The following is a 19,210-nucleotide window of genomic DNA, read 5'->3' on the forward strand; positions in this document are numbered from 1 at the left end:
GGTTCTCGACGCCGCGCGGAAACCGGGGGCGCTTTTCGGGGGCGGTTCTCGACGCGGGGCGGAAACCGGGGGCGCTTTTCAGGGGTGCATTTCAGCAGCCAAGAGGCCCAGGGGCTCAGTGCCTCAGAGCAATTGGCGCAACCGGGCGGCCATCTGACTCCACTGCCAGTTGTCGACGACGAAACGTCGTCCCGCGGCACCCATCTCGGCGGCAGTGGCCCGGTCGCCCAGGATCGACAGGATCGCCATCGCGACGGCGTCGACGTCGGTGCCGTCGACCGTCGTGCCGGTGACACCCTCGACGACCGTCTCCGGCGCGCCGCCGGACAGGCCGGCGACCACCGGCACGCCTGTGGCCGACGCCTCGAGGTAGACGATCCCGAGTCCTTCGACGTCGAGTCCTCCCCCGCGCGTGCGGGACGGCATCGCGAAGACGTCGGCGATGTTGTGGTACGCCGAGAGTTCCTCGGCCGGAACCGATCCGGTGAAGATCACCTGGTCCTCGACACCCGCCCGGGTCGCCAGTGCGTGCAGCTTCTCGGCGTATGGACCTCCACCGACGATGACGAGGACCGCGTCGGGGATCGTCCGGCGGATCAGCGGCAGCGCACGGATCAGCACGTCCTGCCCCTTGCGCGGGACGAGGCGCGACAGACACAGGATCGTCGGCCGGTCCCCCAGTTTGTGGCGGTCCCGGAACTTCTGCCGCAGAACAGGATCGGGCGAGAACCGCGCGACGTCGACGCCGGGCGGCAGGTATTCCAATGCCGCATGCGCACCGAAGGCCGACGCGAATCGACCGCGGGTGTACCGGCTGACGAAGGTGATGACGTCGGTGTGGCGACCGATGTGGCCCAGCACCTGACGTGCGACGGGGAGCATCGACCAGCCGACCTCGTGACCGTGCGTGCTCGCGAGGATGCGTTGTGCACCGGCCCGGCGCATCGCGGGCGCGAGGACGGCCAGCGGCGCGGCCGCACCGAACCAGACGGTCGATATCTGCTCGCGCCGAACGATTTCCGCTGCACGGCGGGCGACGAACGGGGTCGGCAACATCAGCGTCGTGCGATGGCGGTACACCCGGTAGGGAACCTCGGCGTCGAAGTCGATGTGTGATCGGCCGCGCCAGCGCGGCGCATAGACGACGATGTCCTCCGGCGGGAGCAGATCGACCAGGTTCTGCAGGTAGGACTGGATTCCGCCCGGTCGGGGCGGGAAGTCGTTGGTGATCAACAGGGTTCGCCCCATCAGCGGACCTGCCCGTCGAGCCATCGGCCCCATCCGGCGATGAGCTCGTCGCGGCTGACGCCGAGCGCGGCCCGGATCGCAGCGTCCTGGCGAGCCGGATCGGCGGTCGCCGCGACCCCGAGATAGAACCTCTTCAGTCGCGCCTCGCCGTAGCGGTCCGCGACGTAGGCGGCCATCGACCATGCGCTCTGGTAGGCCAGCTGCGAGGTCTGCCCGTCCATCGCGAAGGCCGCATCGTCCGGCAGCGCGGTGGGAGTTCTCCCCGCCCGGACCGCCTCGGTCAGATCGGGTGCGGCGTCGGCGAGACGGCGGTAGGTGCCTTTGCGGCCGACGTATTCGGCCACGCCCTCGGTGATCCAGAGCGGGGCGTCGAGAGCAGTTTGCGCACGGGCTGCAACATGCGTGAGTTCGTGGCGCAACACGACGGCGAGCGTCGGCGGGGCCAGATCATCGGCGGCCGGGGTGAAGACCACGCGCTGGCCGATGGCGGTGCGCCGAGGGAAATCCACCCGGCTGTAGACGGTCGCCGCGGCCGCCGCACCTATCGCGCCGCCTTGCCCGACCAGGGCGGCGAACTCGTCCTGGTCGGAGGTGGTCACGAGCACGGCGCGCCGATCCCAGGACTCTCCCCAGAATGCGGTCACCGCGTCGACGGCGTCGGGCAGCAGCTTGCGCAGGTTCGCCGAAGCCGGGCTGGTGCGGAGATAGCGGGCGATCACCGACGTCCCGCCGGCGGTGGCGGCGTCGGAGACAGACAGTCCGGGCAGTTCCCACAGCTGGGGCGGGGTCGGCTCCCCGCCGAGTGCCCCCGTGTCGCCGACGAGCTTCCACTCGTCGCCGTAGCGGGCGACCACGAACTGGGTCGTCACGACGACCTCGGGTTCGTCGACACCGGGTGCGCGTTCACCACCGAGGGCGTAGCGCAGCTCCACCGGCGCCACCCAGGCGTCCGAACTGCCGTTCGCGTCGAGAAGGCCTTGGACTTCGGCGGGTACCAGTGCCTCGGCCTCCTCCGTGGGGGCCAGCTGGTAGCGGAAACGGGCGAACTGCAACCGACCGTCGGAGTCTCCGCGGACAAACTGCCGGGGACGGAAGTTCTCCGCCGCGGTGACCCAGCGATTCTCGAACGCCGGGGTCGCCGCCTCGTCGAGCAGCGACCCGATCTTCTGCACCTCCCCGGAGGTGATCGTCGCGGTGAGGTCGTCCAGCAGGCGCGTCACGCCCTCGGCACGCTGTTGTTCGTAGGGATTGGCCGGGGTCGACGTCGTCGAGGGGCTGCCACGGGAGATCGACCCGTCGGCCGCGGACGGCTCCTGGCCGCCGCATCCGGTGGTCACACCGATGAGCAGCACGACCGCGGACGCGAGCGTCGGGCGCCAACGCCCGCGGAGTGAAACCACCAGTGGAGTCTAGAACCGACGGCCGGAGTTGAACGGACCGGCCTCGTCGAGCGGGACGACCTTGACCGGGACACCGAAGGTCGAGGCGTGGATGACGTATCCGTCACCGACGTACATCCCGACGTGGTGGGCGTCCGGGTAGTAGATGACCAGGTCGCCGGCCTTGAGGTCCTCGCGGGACACCGGCTGACCGCCGGCCAACTGCGCCTCACTCGACCGCGGGAGGGTCTTGCCGGCCTGCTTGTAGGCCCACACCATCAGACCCGAGCAGTCGAACGAGCTCGGGCCGGTCGCGCCCCACACGTAGGGATCGCCGATGCGCGTCAGCGCGGCTTGGACCGCGACGAGTGCGGCGGCGGTGCCCTTGGGGACGATCCGCGGGTCGAAGTCGAACTTCGGGCCGAGGAGGGCGGCGAGCTGCTTGCCGGTCATCGACTGGTAGATCGCGCGGATCTGGATCGCCTGCATCTGCAGGTCGGCCTGCTTGGTCTGGAGGTCTCCGCGGACCCGTTCGGCGCGCGAGACGGCCTCCGACGCCGCGAGTGCGGTCTGGTCGGCGTCCTTCTTGGCGGCCGCGGTGCGGGCGCGGACCTTCTTGATGGCGGTCAGGTCGGAAGCGGCCTGCCGCGAGATCATGTCGAGTCCCGACATCTGGTCGAGCAGTGCCTGGGGCGAGTCGCTGACCATCACCGCGTAGAGACCGCTGACGCGGGCGCCCTGGTAGCTGGCGCGCACGATGGCGTCGACCCTGGCCTGGTAGGAGGCGAGCTGCTCACGGCTGATGTCGAGTTTGCGCTGGGCGTCGGCCGCGGCCCGCTTGGCCTGCGCAACGATCGAGCGCTGCTTGTCGTACTCGATCTTGGCGTTGTGCATCGCCTCGGTGGTCTTCTCGGCCTCGGTGCCGAGCTGTTTGTATCGATCGAGAAGCTGATCCGCCGATCGCGCGGGCGCGGCCTGGGCCTGCCCGACGCCGCCGGTCGTCAGCGGGACGACGGTCACGATCGCCGCCAGCAGACACAAGGCGAGCATCATCGGGCCCGATCGAGCGCGCAGACGCATCGCGTTCACTAGTCCCTCCCCGGAAAGCACGGTCCAGTCACTCCTCTACCGCTTCGTTCCTCCCCCGCGGACCACCCTAAGTTCCCCCGATGGCCCCCGAGACTGGATCGGGCGGATCGCACAAAGCTCGCGACCCGCCCTCTCCTGATGCTCTTGTTCAGTTGGTCTCAGTACCGCCGGATACCGGTGAGCTGCCATTCCTTGACCGCGTCACGCTTCACGGGCGTGCCGTAGGTCGAGGAGTGGACGAACTGTCCGTTTCCGACGTAGATGCCGGCATGGCCGCCACCGTTGAAGATCATCACGTCGCCCGGCTTGGCCTCGCTGTAGGAGACCGCGCGCCCGCCACCGAGCTGGCCGTAGCTGTCACGGGGGATGTTCTTGCCGGCCTGCTTGTAGGACCAGTAGACGAGACCCGAACAGTCGAAGGCGTTGGGGCCGGCCGAACCGTACGAGTACGGCGAGCCGATCTTGCTCTCCGCAGCCTTGACGGCCTTCTGGCCGGCGGTCAGCTGAGGCTGCCCGAGGGGGGCGCCACCATGCGGACGGAACTGCTGCGGGATCTGGTTCTGACCGATACCCGGGATGGTGAACTGGCCGACGTTGGGGATCTCGACCGTGGCAGCCGGCGACTTCGCGACGGGCTTGGGTGCCGGGGCCGCTTCCGGGGCCTTCTGCTCACCGGGCAGTGCCGGGATCTCGAAGGTACCGAGCGGGGTGTGGACCGGGGCTGCAAGAGCAGGGCCGGCCGCGGCAGCGAGCGAACCGAGCGTGATCGATCCAGCGATCACCGCCTTCTTGGCAACCGTGCTCCCACGATTGGGCTGTTCCAAACGATGTTTGGCCACGAAGCGAGTTCTCCTTCAGTTTCTCCCTGTACCGCCGACCGAGTTAGCTGTCGGGTTCGGGCCGGAAGAGTGGCCCTACGCGTTTTCGGCACAGCCGTATCCCAGAAGGACACGTTTGCGCGTTGACGCGATTCACCCCGATCGGGACAGTCTCAGCTGGTCGTGTCAGTACCGACATCCCTGGCCGCGCTGCCCGAAGTAAGTGGTTCCCCGGTTCGCCCGTGAGGGCGATTGAGCGGTGACTTGTGCGGACCACTTCTGTTGAAGCGGGACGCTCCGCAAAGGTCTCAGAAAGGTTACGAAATCGTCGGCGCTGTGTCCACTAGGCACCGGACACGCAGTTCGCCACCGCTTCTCAGCCCGCCCGGAGTTCGGTCGACGAGATGACGCGAAATGGCTTCTGACGTGCAGTTTTATCGGTTCTTGCAGATCGTGCAGCGGCACTGGTGACCATTGCAGCCGACTGCAACACATCGATCGCGAGGTCCAGTTCCGCATCGTCGTCGAGGGCCTGCACCGTTACCGAAGCTCCACCTTCAACGGGTGCATCGTCCCAGTTCGGGCCACCGAAAAGCACGGTCATCATGCACCCGTCACAGGCGACGGGGCGGGCCGGGCAGGTTGCGCAGTCGACATGCATCGTGTGATCTCCATCTCATCTGGCCGCCGGAGGCGTTTGAACTCCGGATCGGGCGGGTCACGGCGGGCGATTTCGGCGCCGTCGGCGTCGATCTCTCACTTCGAGATGGAGACTAGGGACCACCACCGACAAACTCGCTCGCACAGTGTTCGACACATGCGTCACACGAGTAACAGGTGACGTCGGCGTACGTCCGCGCCGCGGCCCCGGGACCGAAACGGAACGAACGATCGGGGTGTCACATCCGCCGTGTCGGTGCGTCGAACTAATGTTCGCCTCGTGACGCGCAGGGATGGTGGCGGTGCAGCCGCAGGACAGGTGATCTCGGGACAGCTGACCTTCGCGGATCTCGAGGCCGCCGACCAGGCCACCGGCGGCGACGCCATGTCGAGCGAGTTCAGCGATCGCGCTCTGTTCGACACCACGCTCGTCGTCGTCGACCTCGAGACCACCGGCTCGAATCCCGCAGGCGACCGCATCACCGAGATCGGCGCGGTGAAGATCCGCGGCGGCGAGGTGATCGGCGAGTTCGCCACCCTCGTCGATCCCGGCCGGCCCATCCCTCCGCAGATCGTCACGCTCACGGGGATCACGACGGCGATGGTCACCGACGCCCCCCGGATCGAATCTGTGCTGCCCTCGTTCCTCGAGTTCGCCCGCGGCGCGATCCTGGTCGCCCACAACGCGCGCTTCGACATGGGGTTCCTGCGGCAGAACGCCCTCCGGCTCCACCTGGACTGGCCGTTCAGCCTCAGCCTCTGCACCGTGACGATGGCCCGTCGCATCCTGCCCCGCGACGAGGCGCCCACGGTCAAGCTGAGCGCACTCGCCGAACTCTTCGACGTCTCGGTCCGTCCGACCCACCGGGCCCTGGACGACGCCCGCGCCACCGTCGAGGTCTTCCACCGTCTCCTCGAGCGCGTCGGGAATCAGGGCATCTCGACGGTCGGGGAACTCACCTCCTATCTGCCGCGCACCGATCCGCGCCTGCGGGCCAAACGTCAGATGGCCGACCGTGTGCCCGCGCGGCCGGGCGTCTATCTCTTCCGCGGACCGTCGAACGAGGTCCTCTATGTCGGCACCGCGGTGGACCTCCGACGCCGCGTCCGTTCCTATTTCTCCGGCAGCGATCCCCGACGCCGCATCACCGAGATGGTCCTGCTGGCCGAGCGCGTCGACGTCGTCGAGTGTTCTCACGCGCTCGAGGCGGCCGTCCGCGAGCTGCGATTGCTCGCTGCCCACGCGCCGGCCTACAACCGGCGTTCGACGCAGCCCCACAAGGGATGGTGGGTGACGCTCACCGAGGAGCGCTTCCCGCGCCTCAAGGTGAGCCGCACGCCCACCGACGAATCCATCGGTCCGGTGGGCAACCGCAACAACGCGGCGACGGTGGCCGACGTGATCGCCGCGGCCGCCGGACTGCGCACGTGCACCAAGCGCCTCGGCGCCACCGGGTACCACTGGTGCCCCACTCCCGATGGCGTCCGTCAGCCCGGGGGATGCCATGCCGCCGCGGCGCAACCCCAGACCGTCCCGGATTACCTGCCGCGCGTGACCGCGGCCCGCCGGCTGATGCGCGGGGAGACCGACGACCTCCTCGACGAGCTGACCGCGCGCCTCGCCGAACTCTCCGAGGCGCAGATGTTCGAGACCGCCGCCCGCCATCGCGACCGGCTCGCGCTGACCATCGACGCCCTGGCGCGGTGTCAGCGGCTGGCCGCACTGTGCGCGATCGCCGAAATCGTCGTCGCCCGTCCCGATGAGGAGCGCGGCTGGCATTTCGCCGTCGTCCGTCACGGACGGCTCGCGGCGGCCGGGCGTGCACGGCGGGGCGTCTCCCCCATGCCGGTCGTCGACGCTCTCGTCGCCGCCGCCGAGACGGTCATCCCCGAGCCCGGGCCGCTGCGCGGAGCCCCGGCCGAGGAGGTCGCACTGATCTATCGGTGGATGACCGAACCCGGGGCCCGCATCGTGTCCACCACTGATCCCGTGGCACTCCCGGCGGGTTGCGCCGAACGCCGGCGCGGCTGGTCACAATCCGCGCGAGACGCCCGCTCCGTAGCCCGCGCCGTTGTGCACCGGACACCACGGGCGGCGCAGCACTCGCCGATCCGCGAGCTCGTGGCCACTAGGCTTGCGCCATGATCACTGCCATCGTCCTCATCCAGGCCGACATCCACCAGATCCCGGAGACCGCTCAGGCCGTGGCCGACATCGCCGGCGTCGAAGAGGTGTACTCCTGCGCGGGCGACGTCGACCTCATCGCGAAGATCCGCGTCCGCGATCACGAGCACATCGCATCCGTGGTGACCGGGCAGATCAACCGACTGCCCGGAGTGCTCAAGTCCGCCACCCACATCGCGTTCCGCAGCTACTCCAGCTCGGACGTGGAGGGTGGCTTCTCGATCGGCGAGAACTAACCGCGGGCGGCCGCCCCCAGCTGAGTGCTGAGCGCGGCCCATCGGTCGAGCAGCGCCGCCGCCGCACCCGAGTCGATGGCGTCGGCGGCGCGATCCTTGGCGGCGCCGAGCGCCTCGGTCAGCTCGACCGAGGTCATCGGGCCCTGCTGTTCGAACGCCACGATCGCGCCGGCGGAGTTCAGCAACACCGCGTCGCGTACGGGACCTGTTGTCCCCGAGAACAATTCGCGCGCGATAGCAGCGTTCGCGACCGCATCGCCGCCCTGCAGCGCGGACAGCTCCACGCGAGCGATGCCGAGATCGGCCGGGTCGATGCTGAGCTGGGACACCTGGCCGCCGACGACCTGCCACACCGTCGAGGTGGTGGTCGTGGTGAGTTCGTCGAGGCCGTCGTCGCCGCGCACCACCAGAGCCGAGCCGCCGCGATCGGCGAACGCGCTGGCGAGAACCGGGGCGAGGTCGGCGAAGGCGCAGCCGATGAGGCCGGAGGTGGGCCGGGCCGGATTCGTCAGCGGTCCGAGCACGTTGAACACGGTCGGGATGCCGATCTCCTTGCGCGGCGGCCCCGTGAACCGGAAGGCCGGGTGGAACACCGGCGCGAAGCAGAACCCGATGCCCAGTTCCTCCACACACTGCGCGACCGCGTCGGCCGACAGGGTGATGTCCACCCCGAGCGCCTCGAGTACGTCGGCACCGCCGCTCTTCGACGACGCCGCGCGGTTCCCGTGCTTCACGACCGGGACTCCGGCGGCCGCGATCACGATCGAGGTCATCGTGGAGATGTTGACGGTGTGCGACCGGTCGCCGCCGGTGCCGACCACGTCGACCGCCGGACGGCTCACCTCGACGAGCGTCGCATGGTCGAGCATCGCCTGCGCCAGCCCGACGAGTTCGCCGGGCGCCGCGCCCTTCATCTTCACGCCGACACCGAAGGCGGCGATCTGGGCGCCGCTGGCGCTGTCGGTCATGATCTCGTTCATCGCCCACCCCGCCTCTTCGGCGGACAGGTCGATGCGATCGGTGATCTTGCCGAGGATCTGCGGCCAGGTGAAGGCAGACTGTGCGGTACTCACAGGCAGAGAGCCTAGTGCCCCGCCCCGCCCGGCGGACGCTGCAGTACGGACCATCGTCGTGCGATTCCGCCGTGGCGGGAGCCCAGACTCGCCATCCGGGACCGTTCCTGGGACAGATGCATGGCGTCGAGCAACTGGACCCGCGCCAAGACGAGAACCTCGAGCCGATCGTCGACGGTCTGCGGCCGCGGCCCCCAACGCTCGTCGTCGACCACCTCGTACCCGTCGAGAGCGGCCACCGCGGCGGCGTCGGCGAGCCGATCCGCGGGCACCTCCAGATCGTGGCGGAGGATGACCTCTTCCTCGGCCCGCCACGACGACGCGTCGAGGGCCGTCGACGAGGCGATCGCGTCGTCGTCCGAGCCGGCGACGACCACCACGTCGTCGGCGAGCCCGAGCGGGCCGGTGCCGCCACCGCCCCGCAGCCGGGATCGCAGGCGCGCCAGGCGACCCCGGGCGACGACCCGCCCGTTGAGGTCGCGGGGACCGGAGGAATCCGAACTCGACATGAACTCACCGTAGCCACCGCGTCATGGACGGGAACAGAGCGTCGGAGAGGGTGTGCGGACACGCCGGAGACGACATGACATGGCCCCCGACCTGCAGCGGAATAAAAAGGCGAACCCAATATCCGACCCGGGTGGCCACCGCTTACTACGAACCGTCATACTTCACATGTGACAAGCGCTGTAGGTACCTCAGGGACTGCGATAACCTCGCGCGTGCACTCGCTGAACCGGCCCAACATGGTCAGCGTCGGCACGATCGTCTGGCTGTCCAGTGAGCTCATGTTCTTCGCTGGCCTCTTCGCGATGTACTTCGTCGCCCGGGCCAACTCCGCCGTCGGGTGGCCGCCGCCACCGACCGAGTTGAATCTCGCCCTCGCCATCCCGGTGACGACGGTGCTGATCCTCTCGTCGGTGACCTGCCAGATGGGCGTCTTCGCCGCTGAGCGCGGTGACGTCTTCGGCCTCCGCCGCTGGTACGTGATCACCCTCATCATGGGCACGATCTTCGTCCTCGGTCAGGCGTACGAGTACACCGTGCTCGTCGGCCACGGCACGACCCTGGCCTCGGATGCGTACGGCTCGGTCTTCTACATGACGACAGGCTTCCACGGCCTCCACGTCATTGGCGGACTGATCGCCTTCGTCTACCTGCTCATCCGCACCAAGCTCTCGAAGTTCACCCCGGCGCAGGCAACCGCCGCAATCGTTGTCTCCTACTACTGGCACTTCGTCGACATCGTCTGGATCGGACTGTTCGTCACGATCTACTTCATCCGATGACCCCGTCGACCCCGCGCGACGCGCGATCCGCCACCTCAGAGCGCAGCTCGCTCTAGATCTCCACTCCGTCCCGCTTAGTAGAGAGTCACAGATGAGTTCATCTCCACCGCGACCGTCGGACAGCGGCACCGACACCCGCCGCGCCAAGGCCCGACGCAAGCTCCGTCGCCGCGCAAGCGGTACCATCGTGCTGCTGGCCGGTCTGGTCATGGCCGGTGTGCTCGCCTCGGTTCTCACCCCCGACCCCCAGGTCGCGGTGGCCGACGAGAGCAACGCCGCGATGATCAACGACGGCCGCAAGCTCTACGAGACCTCGTGCATCACCTGTCACGGCGCCAACCTCCAAGGTGTCGTCGATCGTGGTCCCGCACTGCTCGGCGTCGGCGATGCCGCCGTGTACTTCCAGGTGTCGACCGGCCGTATGCCGGCCGCGCGTGGTGAGGCACAGGCGCAGCGCAAGCCCGCCAAGTTCACCACCGAACAGATCGACCAGCTCGGCGCCTTCATCCAGGCCGAGGGCGGCGGACCGCAGGTCCCGCGTGACGCCAACGGCGAGGTCGCCTCGAGTTCACTCCGCGGCGACAGCATCGGTCGAGGCAGTGAGCTGTTCCGCCTCAACTGCGCGTCCTGCCACAACTTCACCGGTCGTGGCGGCGCCCTGTCCTCGGGTAAGTACGCACCCGTGCTCGACGGAGTCGACGAGGCGCAGATCTACACCGCGATGCTGACCGGCCCGCAGAACATGCCCAAGTTCTCGAACCGGCAGCTGAATCCGGAGGAAAAGAAAGACATCATCGCCTACGTCAAGTACGTGACCGAGGCCCAGCCCAGCGGCGGACTCGGACTGGGCGGCTTCGGGCCGGTCAGCGAGGGCATGGTGATGTGGTTTGTCGGCGTCATCGCCATCGTCGCAGGCGCCATGTGGATGGGATCTCGAGCATGAGCGGCAGTGACAAGGACGTCCCGTCGAGGGACGAACTGGAGCAGATGAGCACCGAGGAGCTCGTCAAACTCGGTACCAATCTCGACGGTGTCGAGATCATCCATCGGGCCGAGCGGTACCCCGAGCCGGGTACGAAGGTCGAGAAGCGCGCCGAGCGCCAGGTCGCGATCTGGTTCACGATCGCCGGCATCTCCGCCCTCGCCTGCCTGGGCATCTTCCTGTTCAACCATTGGGAATTCGCCCTTCCGGACGACCCGAACTACTGGTGGTACACGTTCAACACGCCGCTTCTCGGCGCGACGTTCGGTCTCTCGGTGCTCGCCATCGGCATCGCGATGATCCTGATCACCAAGAAGTTCATCCCGTCGGAGATCTCCGTCCAGGACCGCCACGACGGCGGTTCGGCCGAGATCGACAAGAAGACGATCGTCGGACTCCTGCAGGACACCGGCACCACCTCGACCCTGGGTCGTCGCAAGATGCTCATCGGTTCGGCCGGTTTCGGTCTGGGCGCCTTCGCGCTGACCGGTCTCGTCGCCTTCCTCGGTGGCTTCATCAAGAACCCGTGGGCCGAGCGGGAGAACTCTCCCCTGTGGCACTCGGGCTGGTCGCCGATCTACAACTCGAAGGCCGACCCCAACGAGACGATCTACCTGCGTCGCGACACGGGCAATCCGTACCAGGTCGCCCTGGTCCGTCCCGAGGATCTCGACGCCGGCGGCATGGAGACCGTCTTCCCGTGGCGTCGTTCCAACGGGTTCGGCGAGACCGAGCACTCCCGTCACGCGCTGATGGAGAGCCTGCACGAGGTCCGCAACCCCGTCATGCTCATCCGCCTGCGTCCCGAGGACGCGGCCCGCGCCATCAAGCGCCAGGGTCAGGAGAGCTTCAACTACGGTGACTACTTCGCCTTCACCAAGGTCTGCAGCCACCTCGGTTGCCCCGCCTCGCTGTACGAGCAGCGGAGCAATCGCATCCTGTGTCCCTGCCACCAGTCGCAGTTCGACGCGCTCGAGTACGCCAAGCCGATCTTCGGACCGGCTGCCCGCGCTCTCGCACAGCTGCCGATCACGGTGAACAACGAGGGTTACCTCGTTGCGGCAGGCGACTTCATCGAGCCCGTCGGACCGGCATTCTGGGAGCGTAAGTCATGACCATCGCAGACCGTCTCGGCACACAAGCCGAGGAAGTGGACTCGCGGTATCACCTCGCCGCGGGTATGCGTCGCCAGATCAACAAGGTGTTCCCCACCCATTGGTCGTTCATGCTGGGTGAGATCGCGCTCTACAGCTTCATCATCCTGCTGATCTCGGGTGTCTATCTCTCGCTGTTCTTCGATCCGTCGATGACGCAGGTCGTCTACGACGGCGCGTACCAGCCGCTCAACGGCGTCATGATGACCAAGGCGTACGAGACCACCCTGGACCTCTCCTTCGAGGTTCGCGGTGGCCTGTTCGTCCGCCAGATCCACCACTGGGCAGCACTGCTGTTCGCCGCGTCGATCATCATCCACATGGCGCGCATCTTCTTCACCGGTGCGTTCCGCCGGCCGCGTGAGGCCAACTGGATCATCGGCTGCCTGCTGCTGATCCTGGCCATGTTCGAGGGCTTCTTCGGCTACTCGCTCCCCGACGACCTGCTCTCGGGCACCGGCGTCCGCGCCGCGATGAGCGGCATCGTCCTCGGCATCCCGGTCGTCGGTACCTGGATTCACTGGGCGCTGTTCGGCGGGGACTTCCCCGGCGACATCATCATCCCGCGCCTGTACGTGCTGCACATCCTGCTCTTCCCGGGCATCATCCTGGCTCTGATCGGCGCTCACCTGGCGCTCGTCTGGTACCAGAAGCACACGCAGTTCCCCGGCCCCGGCCGCACCGAGAAGAACGTCGTCGGTGTCCGGATCATGCCGGTGTTCGCGGCCAAGGCCGGCGCGATGTTCGCCTTCGTCACCGGTGTGCTGGCCATCATGGCCGGCATATTCCAGATCAACCCGGTCTGGAACATCGGCCCGTACAACCCGGCACAGGTGTCAGCAGGCTCGCAGCCGGACATCTACATGCAATGGACCGACGGTTTGATCCGTCTGTTCCCGGCATGGGAGCTGTACCTCGGCAACTACACCGTGGTGATGTCGAACTGGGTCGTCCTGATCATGACCATCATGTTCGGTCTGATGTTCGCCTACCCGTGGATCGAGAAGAGGCTCACCGGCGACGACGCTCACCACAACCTGCTGCAGCGTCCGCGTGACACCCCGGTGCGTACCGCGATCGGTGCGATGGCGTTCTCGTTCTACATCCTGCTGACGCTGGCGTGCATGAACGACATCATCGCGTTCAAGTTCCACATCTCGCTCAACGCGACGACGTGGATCGGTCGAATCGGTCTGATCATCCTGCCGCCGCTGGTGTACTTCATCGCATACCGCTGGGCGATCTCGCTGCAGCGCAGCGACCGCGAGGTCCTGGCACACGGCATCGAGACCGGCATCATCAAGCGCCTGCCGCAGGGTGAGTACATCGAGCTGCACCAGCCGCTCGGCCCGGTCGACAGCCACGGTCACCCGATCCCGCTCCCCTACGAGGGTGCCGCACTGCCGAAGCGGATGAACAAGCTCGGCTCCGCGGGTGCCCCGGGTACGGGTTCGATCCTGACCGCCGACCCGCCGGAGGAGCAGTTGCGCCACGTCGAGGTCGAGCACGAGCTCGAGGCTGCGGAGCGCAAGGCTCTTCGCGATCTCCAGGCCAAGGGTGGCAATCCCTTCGACGAGTAGTAACCACACGAGACAGCGGGCCGTCGCGCACCATCAGGTGCACGGCGGCCCGCTGTTTTGTCCCGCTCCCCTCCCCCACCATGCCGGGCCCGTCGGCTCCGACGGACACGGCGCGGATGTGGCACGGTGGACACCATGCGCCGGTTACGACATCGTGGTTCCGGCCTGTCCCAGATCACCCGCGGGATGGGCACTCTCGACGCCGAGATCTACGACACGATCGCCCGGTCGCCGAGCCCGCTGCTGGACAAGACGATGCCGGTGCTGACCCATGCTGCCGACCACTCGAAACTCTGGATGGCGATCGCAGCCGGTCTGGCCGTCTCCGGCCGGCCGTCACTCCAGCGGGGAGCCGCCCGAGGAGTGGCCTCGCTGGCCGTCACCAGTCTCGTGACCAATCAGGGCGCCAAGCGGATTCGACGCCGTGCACGTCCTTCTCCGGGGCTCATTCCGGTCCCTCGTCGCGGACGTCGGCAACCGACGTCGAGCTCGTTTCCCTCCGGACACTCCGCCAGCGCCGCAGCCTTCGCGGTGGGGGTGGCTGTCGAGAGTCCGCCCGCAGGTCTGCTGCTGTCGGCGCTGGCCGGCCTCGTCGGACTCTCCCGCGTCGCGACCGGCGCCCACTACCCCGGTGATGTCGTGGTCGGGCTCGGAATCGGTGCCACGGTCGCGACACTGGGAACCCGGGTCGTACCCCCGATCACCCGCCCGTCGATATCTCTCGCCGACCCGACGGTCGTCGAGGCGGAGCCGCGCCCGGACGGCGCCGGTCTCGTCGTGGTCGTGAACCCTGCCTCGTCGGACGGACGGGGTCGTCGGGTTCTGGATGACATCCGGGACGCCCTTCCCGCGGTCGAGATCGTCGAGCTCGGCGAAGATGACGACGTCGCAACGGTATTCGCCGAAGCCGCGGCGCACGCGTCGATCCTCGGCGTCGCCGGCGGAGACGGCACGGCCGCCTGTGCGGCGCGCGCGGCCATCGACGCGGACCTGCCGCTCGCGGTGTTCCCGGCCGGTACCTTCAACCACTTCGCGCGCGACATCGGTTGTGGCACGGTCGAGGACACCGTCGGTGCCATCGCCACCGGTTCGGTGTCCCGGGTCGACGCGGTGTGGCTCAACGACTCCCGGCTGATCCTGAACACGGCGAGCATCGGCGCGTACCCGCATTTCGTGCGAATCAGGGAGCGTCTCCGGCATCGCATCAGCCGTCCGCTCGCCACCGCCACCGCGATCTTCCGGGTGATCCGCCAGGACGCCCACGTCTGCATCGAGGTCGACGGACGGATCCTCGACGTCTCCCTGTTCCTGATCGGCAACTCGATCTACCAGCCCACGGGATTCCTCCCCACGCGGCGCCTACGGCTCGACGACGGCCTGCTCGACGTCCGGATCCTGGAGACCGGTCACCGCTGGGCGACTCTGCGGCTCTTGGGATCTCTCGCTGCCGGCCGTCTCGAGCGCTCCCGGCTGTACCACGAGATGCAGGTCCCCGAATTCCGGTTCACCGCCGTCGGCGGCCCGGTGGCCGTGTCCCACGACGGTGAGGTCGAGGACAGCTTCACCGACGCCCACTTTCGTGTGGACTACCGCAGACTCAAGGTGTACGTCCCGTGCGCCGATGATCCGACGGTCCCCCAAAGCCGCTGACACAGACAAAAAGACGACGCCCCACCCTGGAGGTGGGGCGTCGTCTGTACTGGTTCTTGCGAGCGCTCAGTGCTTCTCGGGACCGACGTGGTACTCGAAGACGAGACCGGCGGCAGCACCCATGATCGCCACGGCCGCGAAGATCGCGAGCCACCAGTTGCCGGAGGCGAAGCCGACGGCGAAGGTGGAGGCGCCGAGGGCGATCAGGATGGGCCACCAGGAATGCGGGCTGAAGAAGCCCAGCTCGCCGGCGCCGTCCTCGATCTCGGCATCTTCGTAGTCCTCGGGGCGGATCTCGACGCGCCGCGACACGAACCGGAAGAACGTGCCGGCGATGAGCGTCAGGCCCGCTGCGAAGAACAGGCCGACGACGCCGACCCACTCGATGCCCTTGCTGGTGAACGCGGTGAAGAGGGTGTACGCGACACCGGTCAGCGCGAAGAAGGCTGTCAACATCTCGAAGAGTCGGGCTTCGATCTTCATCGTCAGCTCTCCTTCTTGGTGCAGTTGGCGAGGGTCGGGTCATCCGGGTTGCCGGATGCGGTCACCGAACCGTCGGACTTGCGGCGGCTGTCGAAGGGAACCGTGGTGACGGCTTCCGGAGCCTGGCAGATCGACGCGAGCGCCTCGGCGTTGGTGGCCTCGGGGTTCGACTGACGGAAACGGATGTAGCTGTCGAAGTCCTCGGGAGAGACCGCGCGGACCTCGAAGTTCATCATCGAGTGGTAGGTGCCGCACATCTCGGCGCAGCGACCGACGAATGCTCCGGTCCGGTCGATCGAGCCGATCTGGAAGATCGGGTCGGTCGAGTTCTCCTTCGGGAACGGCATCACGTCGCGCTTGTACAGGAACTCCGGTACCCAGAACGAGTGGACGACGTCGGCCGAGGCGATGTTGAACTCGATGCGCTTGCCGGTCGGAAGCACCAGGACGGGGATCTCCGTCGACGATCCGAGGGTCTCGATCTTGTCGAACTTCAGGTAGTCGCGGATGTCGTCGTCACGGCCGCCGGCGGGGCCGGGCAGCTCGCCACCGTGCTCACCCTCGACCTCGGGCTCGGCGACGGCCTTGCCGGCCTGCTCCTGGACCTGGAACGGGTTACCCGCGGCCTCGAAGCCGTCGTAGGTCGATCCGTCGCTGAAGATGACCTTGTTGTAACCGAACTTCCAGTTCCACTGGAACGCCGTGACATCGACCACGACCTTGGAGTCGTCGTTCTTGCCCTCGACGTCGTTCTGCACGATCACGGTGAAGTAGAACAGCACCGCGATGATGACGAACGGGATGGCCGTATAGGTGAGCTCCAACGGGACGTTGTACGCCGTCTGACGCGGGAAGACGCCCTTCTTGGCGTCGTTCGCACGATGGAACGTGATCGTCCAGAAGATCAGGGCCCAGACCAGAATGCCCATCACGAGTGCGGCGATGACGGACCAGGTCCAGAGATCGACCATCTTCTTACCCTGGGGCGTGACGCCCTCGGGCCAACCGAAACGCATCGCCTCATTGGCGTCACATCCCGACATCAGCAGTGCGCCGAGTCCGAGAGCGACGACGATTCCCAGTCGCTTCATCGTCTGCGACGCGGATGAGACACGCCGCGCTCGGGGCCGTCCACCGTGTGCCAATTTCACGCCTTCCTGCTCGCTCACCGGCGCCCTCGCGCCGCAGTGAGTGCATGCCACATGACCTGCAAGGGCAAGTACCCGCCGTGGACACACGACGAGAGCCTTGCACCTAGTACTACGCAGCGTAGACCAACCGGGAGAAGCTTTCGTGATTGGGGTTTGATCCGGTCGTGTCCGAGCCCTCCAGGTCGGAATCCCGCTGGTGGCTCAGGCATACTCGGACGCGACCCGACGCCCGTCGGGACCTGTGCTCGCGACGAGATTGGGGAGAAGCCAACGTGTGTGGTCTGCTCGGCCTTCTGACTTCCGACCGGACGGCCGCCGAGGTCGTCGACGCGGTGGCGGTGGCCTCGCACTGCATGCGGCATCGCGGCCCCGACGAGCCCGGCACCTGGCACGACGAGAACATCGTCTTCGGCTTCAACCGCCTGTCGATCATCGACATCGAGCACTCCCACCAGCCGCTGCGCTGGGGCCCGCCGGAGAACCCGAACCGGTACGCCCTGGTCTTCAACGGCGAGATCTACAACTACCTGGAGATCCGCGCCGAGCTCACCAAGGACGAGGGTGCGATCTTCCGCACCGAGGGCGACGGCGAAGCCATCGTCGCAGCTTTTCACCACTGGGGTCCCGACGCCGTGCGCCGTCTCCGCGGCATGTTCGCGTTCGCCATCTGGGATACCGAGAATCGCTCGCTGTTCCTCGCGCGTGATCCGTTCGGCATCAAGCCGCTGTTCGTCGCGTCGGGTCCGGGCGGACTCGTCTTCGGCAGCGAGAAGAAGTCACTCCTCGAGCTCATCGAACGCGTGGGCCTGTCGAAGGACCTGGACCCGCGGGCCGTCGAGCACTACACCGTGCTGCAGTACGTCCCCGAACCCGAGACCATTCACGCGTCGATCCGCCGGCTCGAGTCGGGTTGCCACGCGACCGCCTCCCCCGGCGGCCCGCTGTCGATCCGCCGCTACTTCACGCCGCAGTTCGGCGTGAAGCCGTTCACCGACGCCACACGTCAGAAGCGCTACGACGAGATCGCCGACGTCCTGGCGGACTCGGTCGCCAAGCACATGCGTGCCGATGTGACCGTCGGCTCGTTCCTGTCTGGCGGCATCGACTCGACGGCCATCGCCGCGCTGGCGATCCGCCACAACCCCGACCTGATCACCTTCACCACCGGCTTCGAGCGCGAGGGCTATTCGGAGGTCGACGTCGCCGCCGAGTCGGCGGAGGCGATCGGCGCGAAGCACGTGGTGAAGGTCGTCGGACCGTCGGAGTTCATCGAGGCGCTGCCCTCGATCGTGTGGTACCTCGACGACCCGGTCGCCGACCCCGCCCTGGTCCCGCTCTACTTCGTCGCGGCCGAGGCACGCAAGCACGTCAAGGTCGTGCTGTCGGGTGAGGGCGCCGACGAACTGTTCGGCGGCTACACCATCTACAAGGAACCGCTCTCCCTCGCGGCGTTCGACCGTCTCCCCCGCCCGCTGCGCCGGGCGGCCGGCAAGATCTCCGACCGCATCCCGGAGGGCACCCGCGGCAAGAGCCTGCTGCACCGCGGTTCGCTCACCCTCGAGGAGCGCTACTACGGCAACGCCCGCAGCTTCGACGATGCGCGGCTCCGCGCGGTGCTGCGCGACTACCGCCCCGATTGGACCCACACCGACGTCACCGCCCCGATCTACGCGATGAGCGAGGGCTGGGACCCGGTGGCCCGCATGCAGCACCTCGATCTCTTCACGTGGCTGCGCGGCGACATCCTGGTGAAGGCCGACAAGATCACGATGGCCAACTCCCTCGAGCTCCGCGTTCCGTTCCTCGACCCCGAGGTCTTCGCGGTCGCCGAGCGCCTCCCCCACGACGAGAAGATCGCGCACGGCACCACCAAGTACGCCCTGCGCAAGGCGCTCGAGCAGATCGTCCCGGCGCACGTCTTGCACCGCAAGAAGCTCGGCTTCCCGGTCCCGATCCGCCATTGGCTCGCCGGCACCGAGATGTACGACTGGGCCCACGACACGATCGTCAAGAGCCAGACCGACCACATCTTCGACAAGAACGCGGTCATCGCGATGCTCAACGAGCACCGGGAAGGCGTGGTGGACAACAGCCGTCGTCTGTGGACGGTGCTGATCTTCATGATCTGGCACGGGATCTTCGTCGAGGGCACGATCGTGCCGGACATCGTCGACCACACGTACCCGGTCCGCCTCTAGTACCGCGCCTCGCCGAAAAGCGCCCCGGAGAACGC

17 protein-coding genes and 1 riboswitch are annotated in these 19,210 nt (G+C 67.5%); of the genes, 8 read left to right on the forward strand and 9 right to left on the reverse strand.

Annotated features, from left to right (window positions below; translation table 11 throughout):
- Nucleotides 1-123 precede the first annotated feature (123 nt).
- The 5 genes from GKZ92_RS14635 to GKZ92_RS14655 form a co-directional block, all read right to left on the reverse strand.
- Entirely contained in the window at nt 124-1,248 is a 1,125-nt protein-coding gene (locus GKZ92_RS14635; RefSeq protein ID WP_155225388.1) for a glycosyltransferase family 4 protein, read from the reverse strand.
- Nucleotides 1,248-2,648, reverse strand: a complete 1,401-nt coding sequence (locus GKZ92_RS14640) for a hypothetical protein (RefSeq protein WP_155225389.1) — start codon at nt 2,646-2,648, stop codon at nt 1,248-1,250. Before GKZ92_RS14640 ends, GKZ92_RS14635 begins: the two co-directional genes overlap by 1 nt.
- A gap of 9 nt (nt 2,649-2,657) precedes the next feature.
- On the reverse strand, nt 2,658-3,707 hold the full coding sequence (locus GKZ92_RS14645; protein WP_040003903.1) for a C40 family peptidase: 1,050 nt from the start codon (nt 3,705-3,707) through the stop codon (nt 2,658-2,660).
- A gap of 167 nt (nt 3,708-3,874) precedes the next feature.
- On the reverse strand, nt 3,875-4,555 hold the full coding sequence (locus GKZ92_RS14650) for a C40 family peptidase (protein WP_006356842.1): 681 nt from the start codon (nt 4,553-4,555) through the stop codon (nt 3,875-3,877).
- Between the two features lie 17 nt (nt 4,556-4,572).
- Nucleotides 4,573-4,803, reverse strand: a riboswitch (cyclic di-AMP (ydaO/yuaA leader).
- 107 nt (nt 4,804-4,910) lie between these two features.
- Nucleotides 4,911-5,141 (reverse strand): hypothetical protein, encoded by a 231-nt coding sequence (locus tag GKZ92_RS14655; protein ID WP_230461808.1) that lies wholly within the window; start codon nt 5,139-5,141, stop codon nt 4,911-4,913.
- A gap of 333 nt (nt 5,142-5,474) precedes the next feature.
- Here GKZ92_RS14655 and GKZ92_RS14660 point away from each other — a divergent pair, with 333 nt between their 5' ends.
- The gene (locus tag GKZ92_RS14660) at nt 5,475-7,340 is read left to right on the forward strand and encodes a DEDD exonuclease domain-containing protein (RefSeq protein WP_006356840.1); all 1,866 of its coding nucleotides are present in this window, start codon (nt 5,475-5,477) and stop codon (nt 7,338-7,340) included.
- Nucleotides 7,337-7,615: an Lrp/AsnC family transcriptional regulator gene (locus GKZ92_RS14665; RefSeq protein ID WP_005200119.1), complete on the forward strand. Its 279-nt coding sequence runs from the start codon at nt 7,337-7,339 to the stop codon at nt 7,613-7,615. The genes GKZ92_RS14660 and GKZ92_RS14665 overlap by 4 nt, the downstream gene beginning before the upstream one ends.
- On the opposite strand, the gene trpD is transcribed toward GKZ92_RS14665, so the two are convergent.
- Both trpD and GKZ92_RS14675 read right to left on the reverse strand, forming a co-directional pair.
- Nucleotides 7,612-8,688 (reverse strand): anthranilate phosphoribosyltransferase, encoded by a 1,077-nt coding sequence (gene trpD / locus GKZ92_RS14670; protein WP_006356839.1) that lies wholly within the window; start codon nt 8,686-8,688, stop codon nt 7,612-7,614. The genes GKZ92_RS14665 and trpD overlap by 4 nt on opposite strands.
- An 11-nt stretch (nt 8,689-8,699) precedes the next feature.
- Complete coding sequence (locus GKZ92_RS14675) at nt 8,700-9,197, reverse strand: hypothetical protein (RefSeq protein WP_006356838.1); 498 nt, start codon at nt 9,195-9,197, stop codon at nt 8,700-8,702.
- A gap of 168 nt (nt 9,198-9,365) precedes the next feature.
- On the opposite strand from GKZ92_RS14675, the gene ctaE reads away from it, so the two are divergent.
- From ctaE to GKZ92_RS14700, 5 genes are all read left to right on the forward strand, one after another.
- Nucleotides 9,366-9,977 carry an aa3-type cytochrome oxidase subunit III gene (ctaE, locus tag GKZ92_RS14680; protein WP_075864057.1) on the forward strand — a complete coding sequence of 204 codons (612 nt, stop codon included), beginning with the start codon at nt 9,366-9,368 and terminating at the stop codon, nt 9,975-9,977.
- Between the two features lie 91 nt (nt 9,978-10,068).
- Complete coding sequence (gene qcrC / locus GKZ92_RS14685; protein ID WP_006356836.1) at nt 10,069-10,920, forward strand: cytochrome bc1 complex diheme cytochrome c subunit; 852 nt, start codon at nt 10,069-10,071, stop codon at nt 10,918-10,920.
- Nucleotides 10,917-12,074 carry a cytochrome bc1 complex Rieske iron-sulfur subunit gene (qcrA, locus tag GKZ92_RS14690; protein ID WP_006356835.1) on the forward strand — a complete coding sequence of 386 codons (1,158 nt, stop codon included), beginning with the start codon at nt 10,917-10,919 and terminating at the stop codon, nt 12,072-12,074. The genes qcrC and qcrA overlap by 4 nt, the downstream gene beginning before the upstream one ends.
- A complete protein-coding gene (gene qcrB, locus GKZ92_RS14695; RefSeq protein WP_006356834.1) occupies nt 12,071-13,693 on the forward strand; it encodes a cytochrome bc1 complex cytochrome b subunit in 1,623 nt (540 codons plus the stop codon). The genes qcrA and qcrB overlap by 4 nt, the downstream gene beginning before the upstream one ends.
- 135 nt (nt 13,694-13,828) lie before the next feature.
- Nucleotides 13,829-15,343 (forward strand): bifunctional phosphatase PAP2/diacylglycerol kinase family protein, encoded by a 1,515-nt coding sequence (locus tag GKZ92_RS14700; RefSeq protein ID WP_081474294.1) that lies wholly within the window; start codon nt 13,829-13,831, stop codon nt 15,341-15,343.
- 66 nt (nt 15,344-15,409) lie between these two features.
- Here GKZ92_RS14700 and GKZ92_RS14705 read toward each other — a convergent pair whose 3' ends face one another.
- Complete coding sequence (locus GKZ92_RS14705; protein ID WP_005200127.1) at nt 15,410-15,826, reverse strand: cytochrome c oxidase subunit 4; 417 nt, start codon at nt 15,824-15,826, stop codon at nt 15,410-15,412.
- A 2-nt stretch (nt 15,827-15,828) separates the two neighbouring features.
- Nucleotides 15,829-16,917: an aa3-type cytochrome oxidase subunit II gene (ctaC, locus tag GKZ92_RS14710; RefSeq protein WP_006356832.1), complete on the reverse strand. Its 1,089-nt coding sequence runs from the start codon at nt 16,915-16,917 to the stop codon at nt 15,829-15,831.
- Between the two features lie 332 nt (nt 16,918-17,249).
- Between ctaC and asnB the strand changes: the two genes are divergently transcribed.
- On the forward strand, nt 17,250-19,175 hold the full coding sequence (gene asnB, locus GKZ92_RS14715; RefSeq protein WP_006356831.1) for an asparagine synthase (glutamine-hydrolyzing): 1,926 nt from the start codon (nt 17,250-17,252) through the stop codon (nt 19,173-19,175).
- The last annotated feature ends 35 nt before the right edge of the window (nt 19,176-19,210 follow it).

The sequence above is a fragment of the Gordonia sp. 135 genome, assembly GCF_009720185.1.
GTDB classification, from domain to species: Bacteria; Actinomycetota; Actinomycetes; order Mycobacteriales; family Mycobacteriaceae; genus Gordonia; species Gordonia alkanivorans.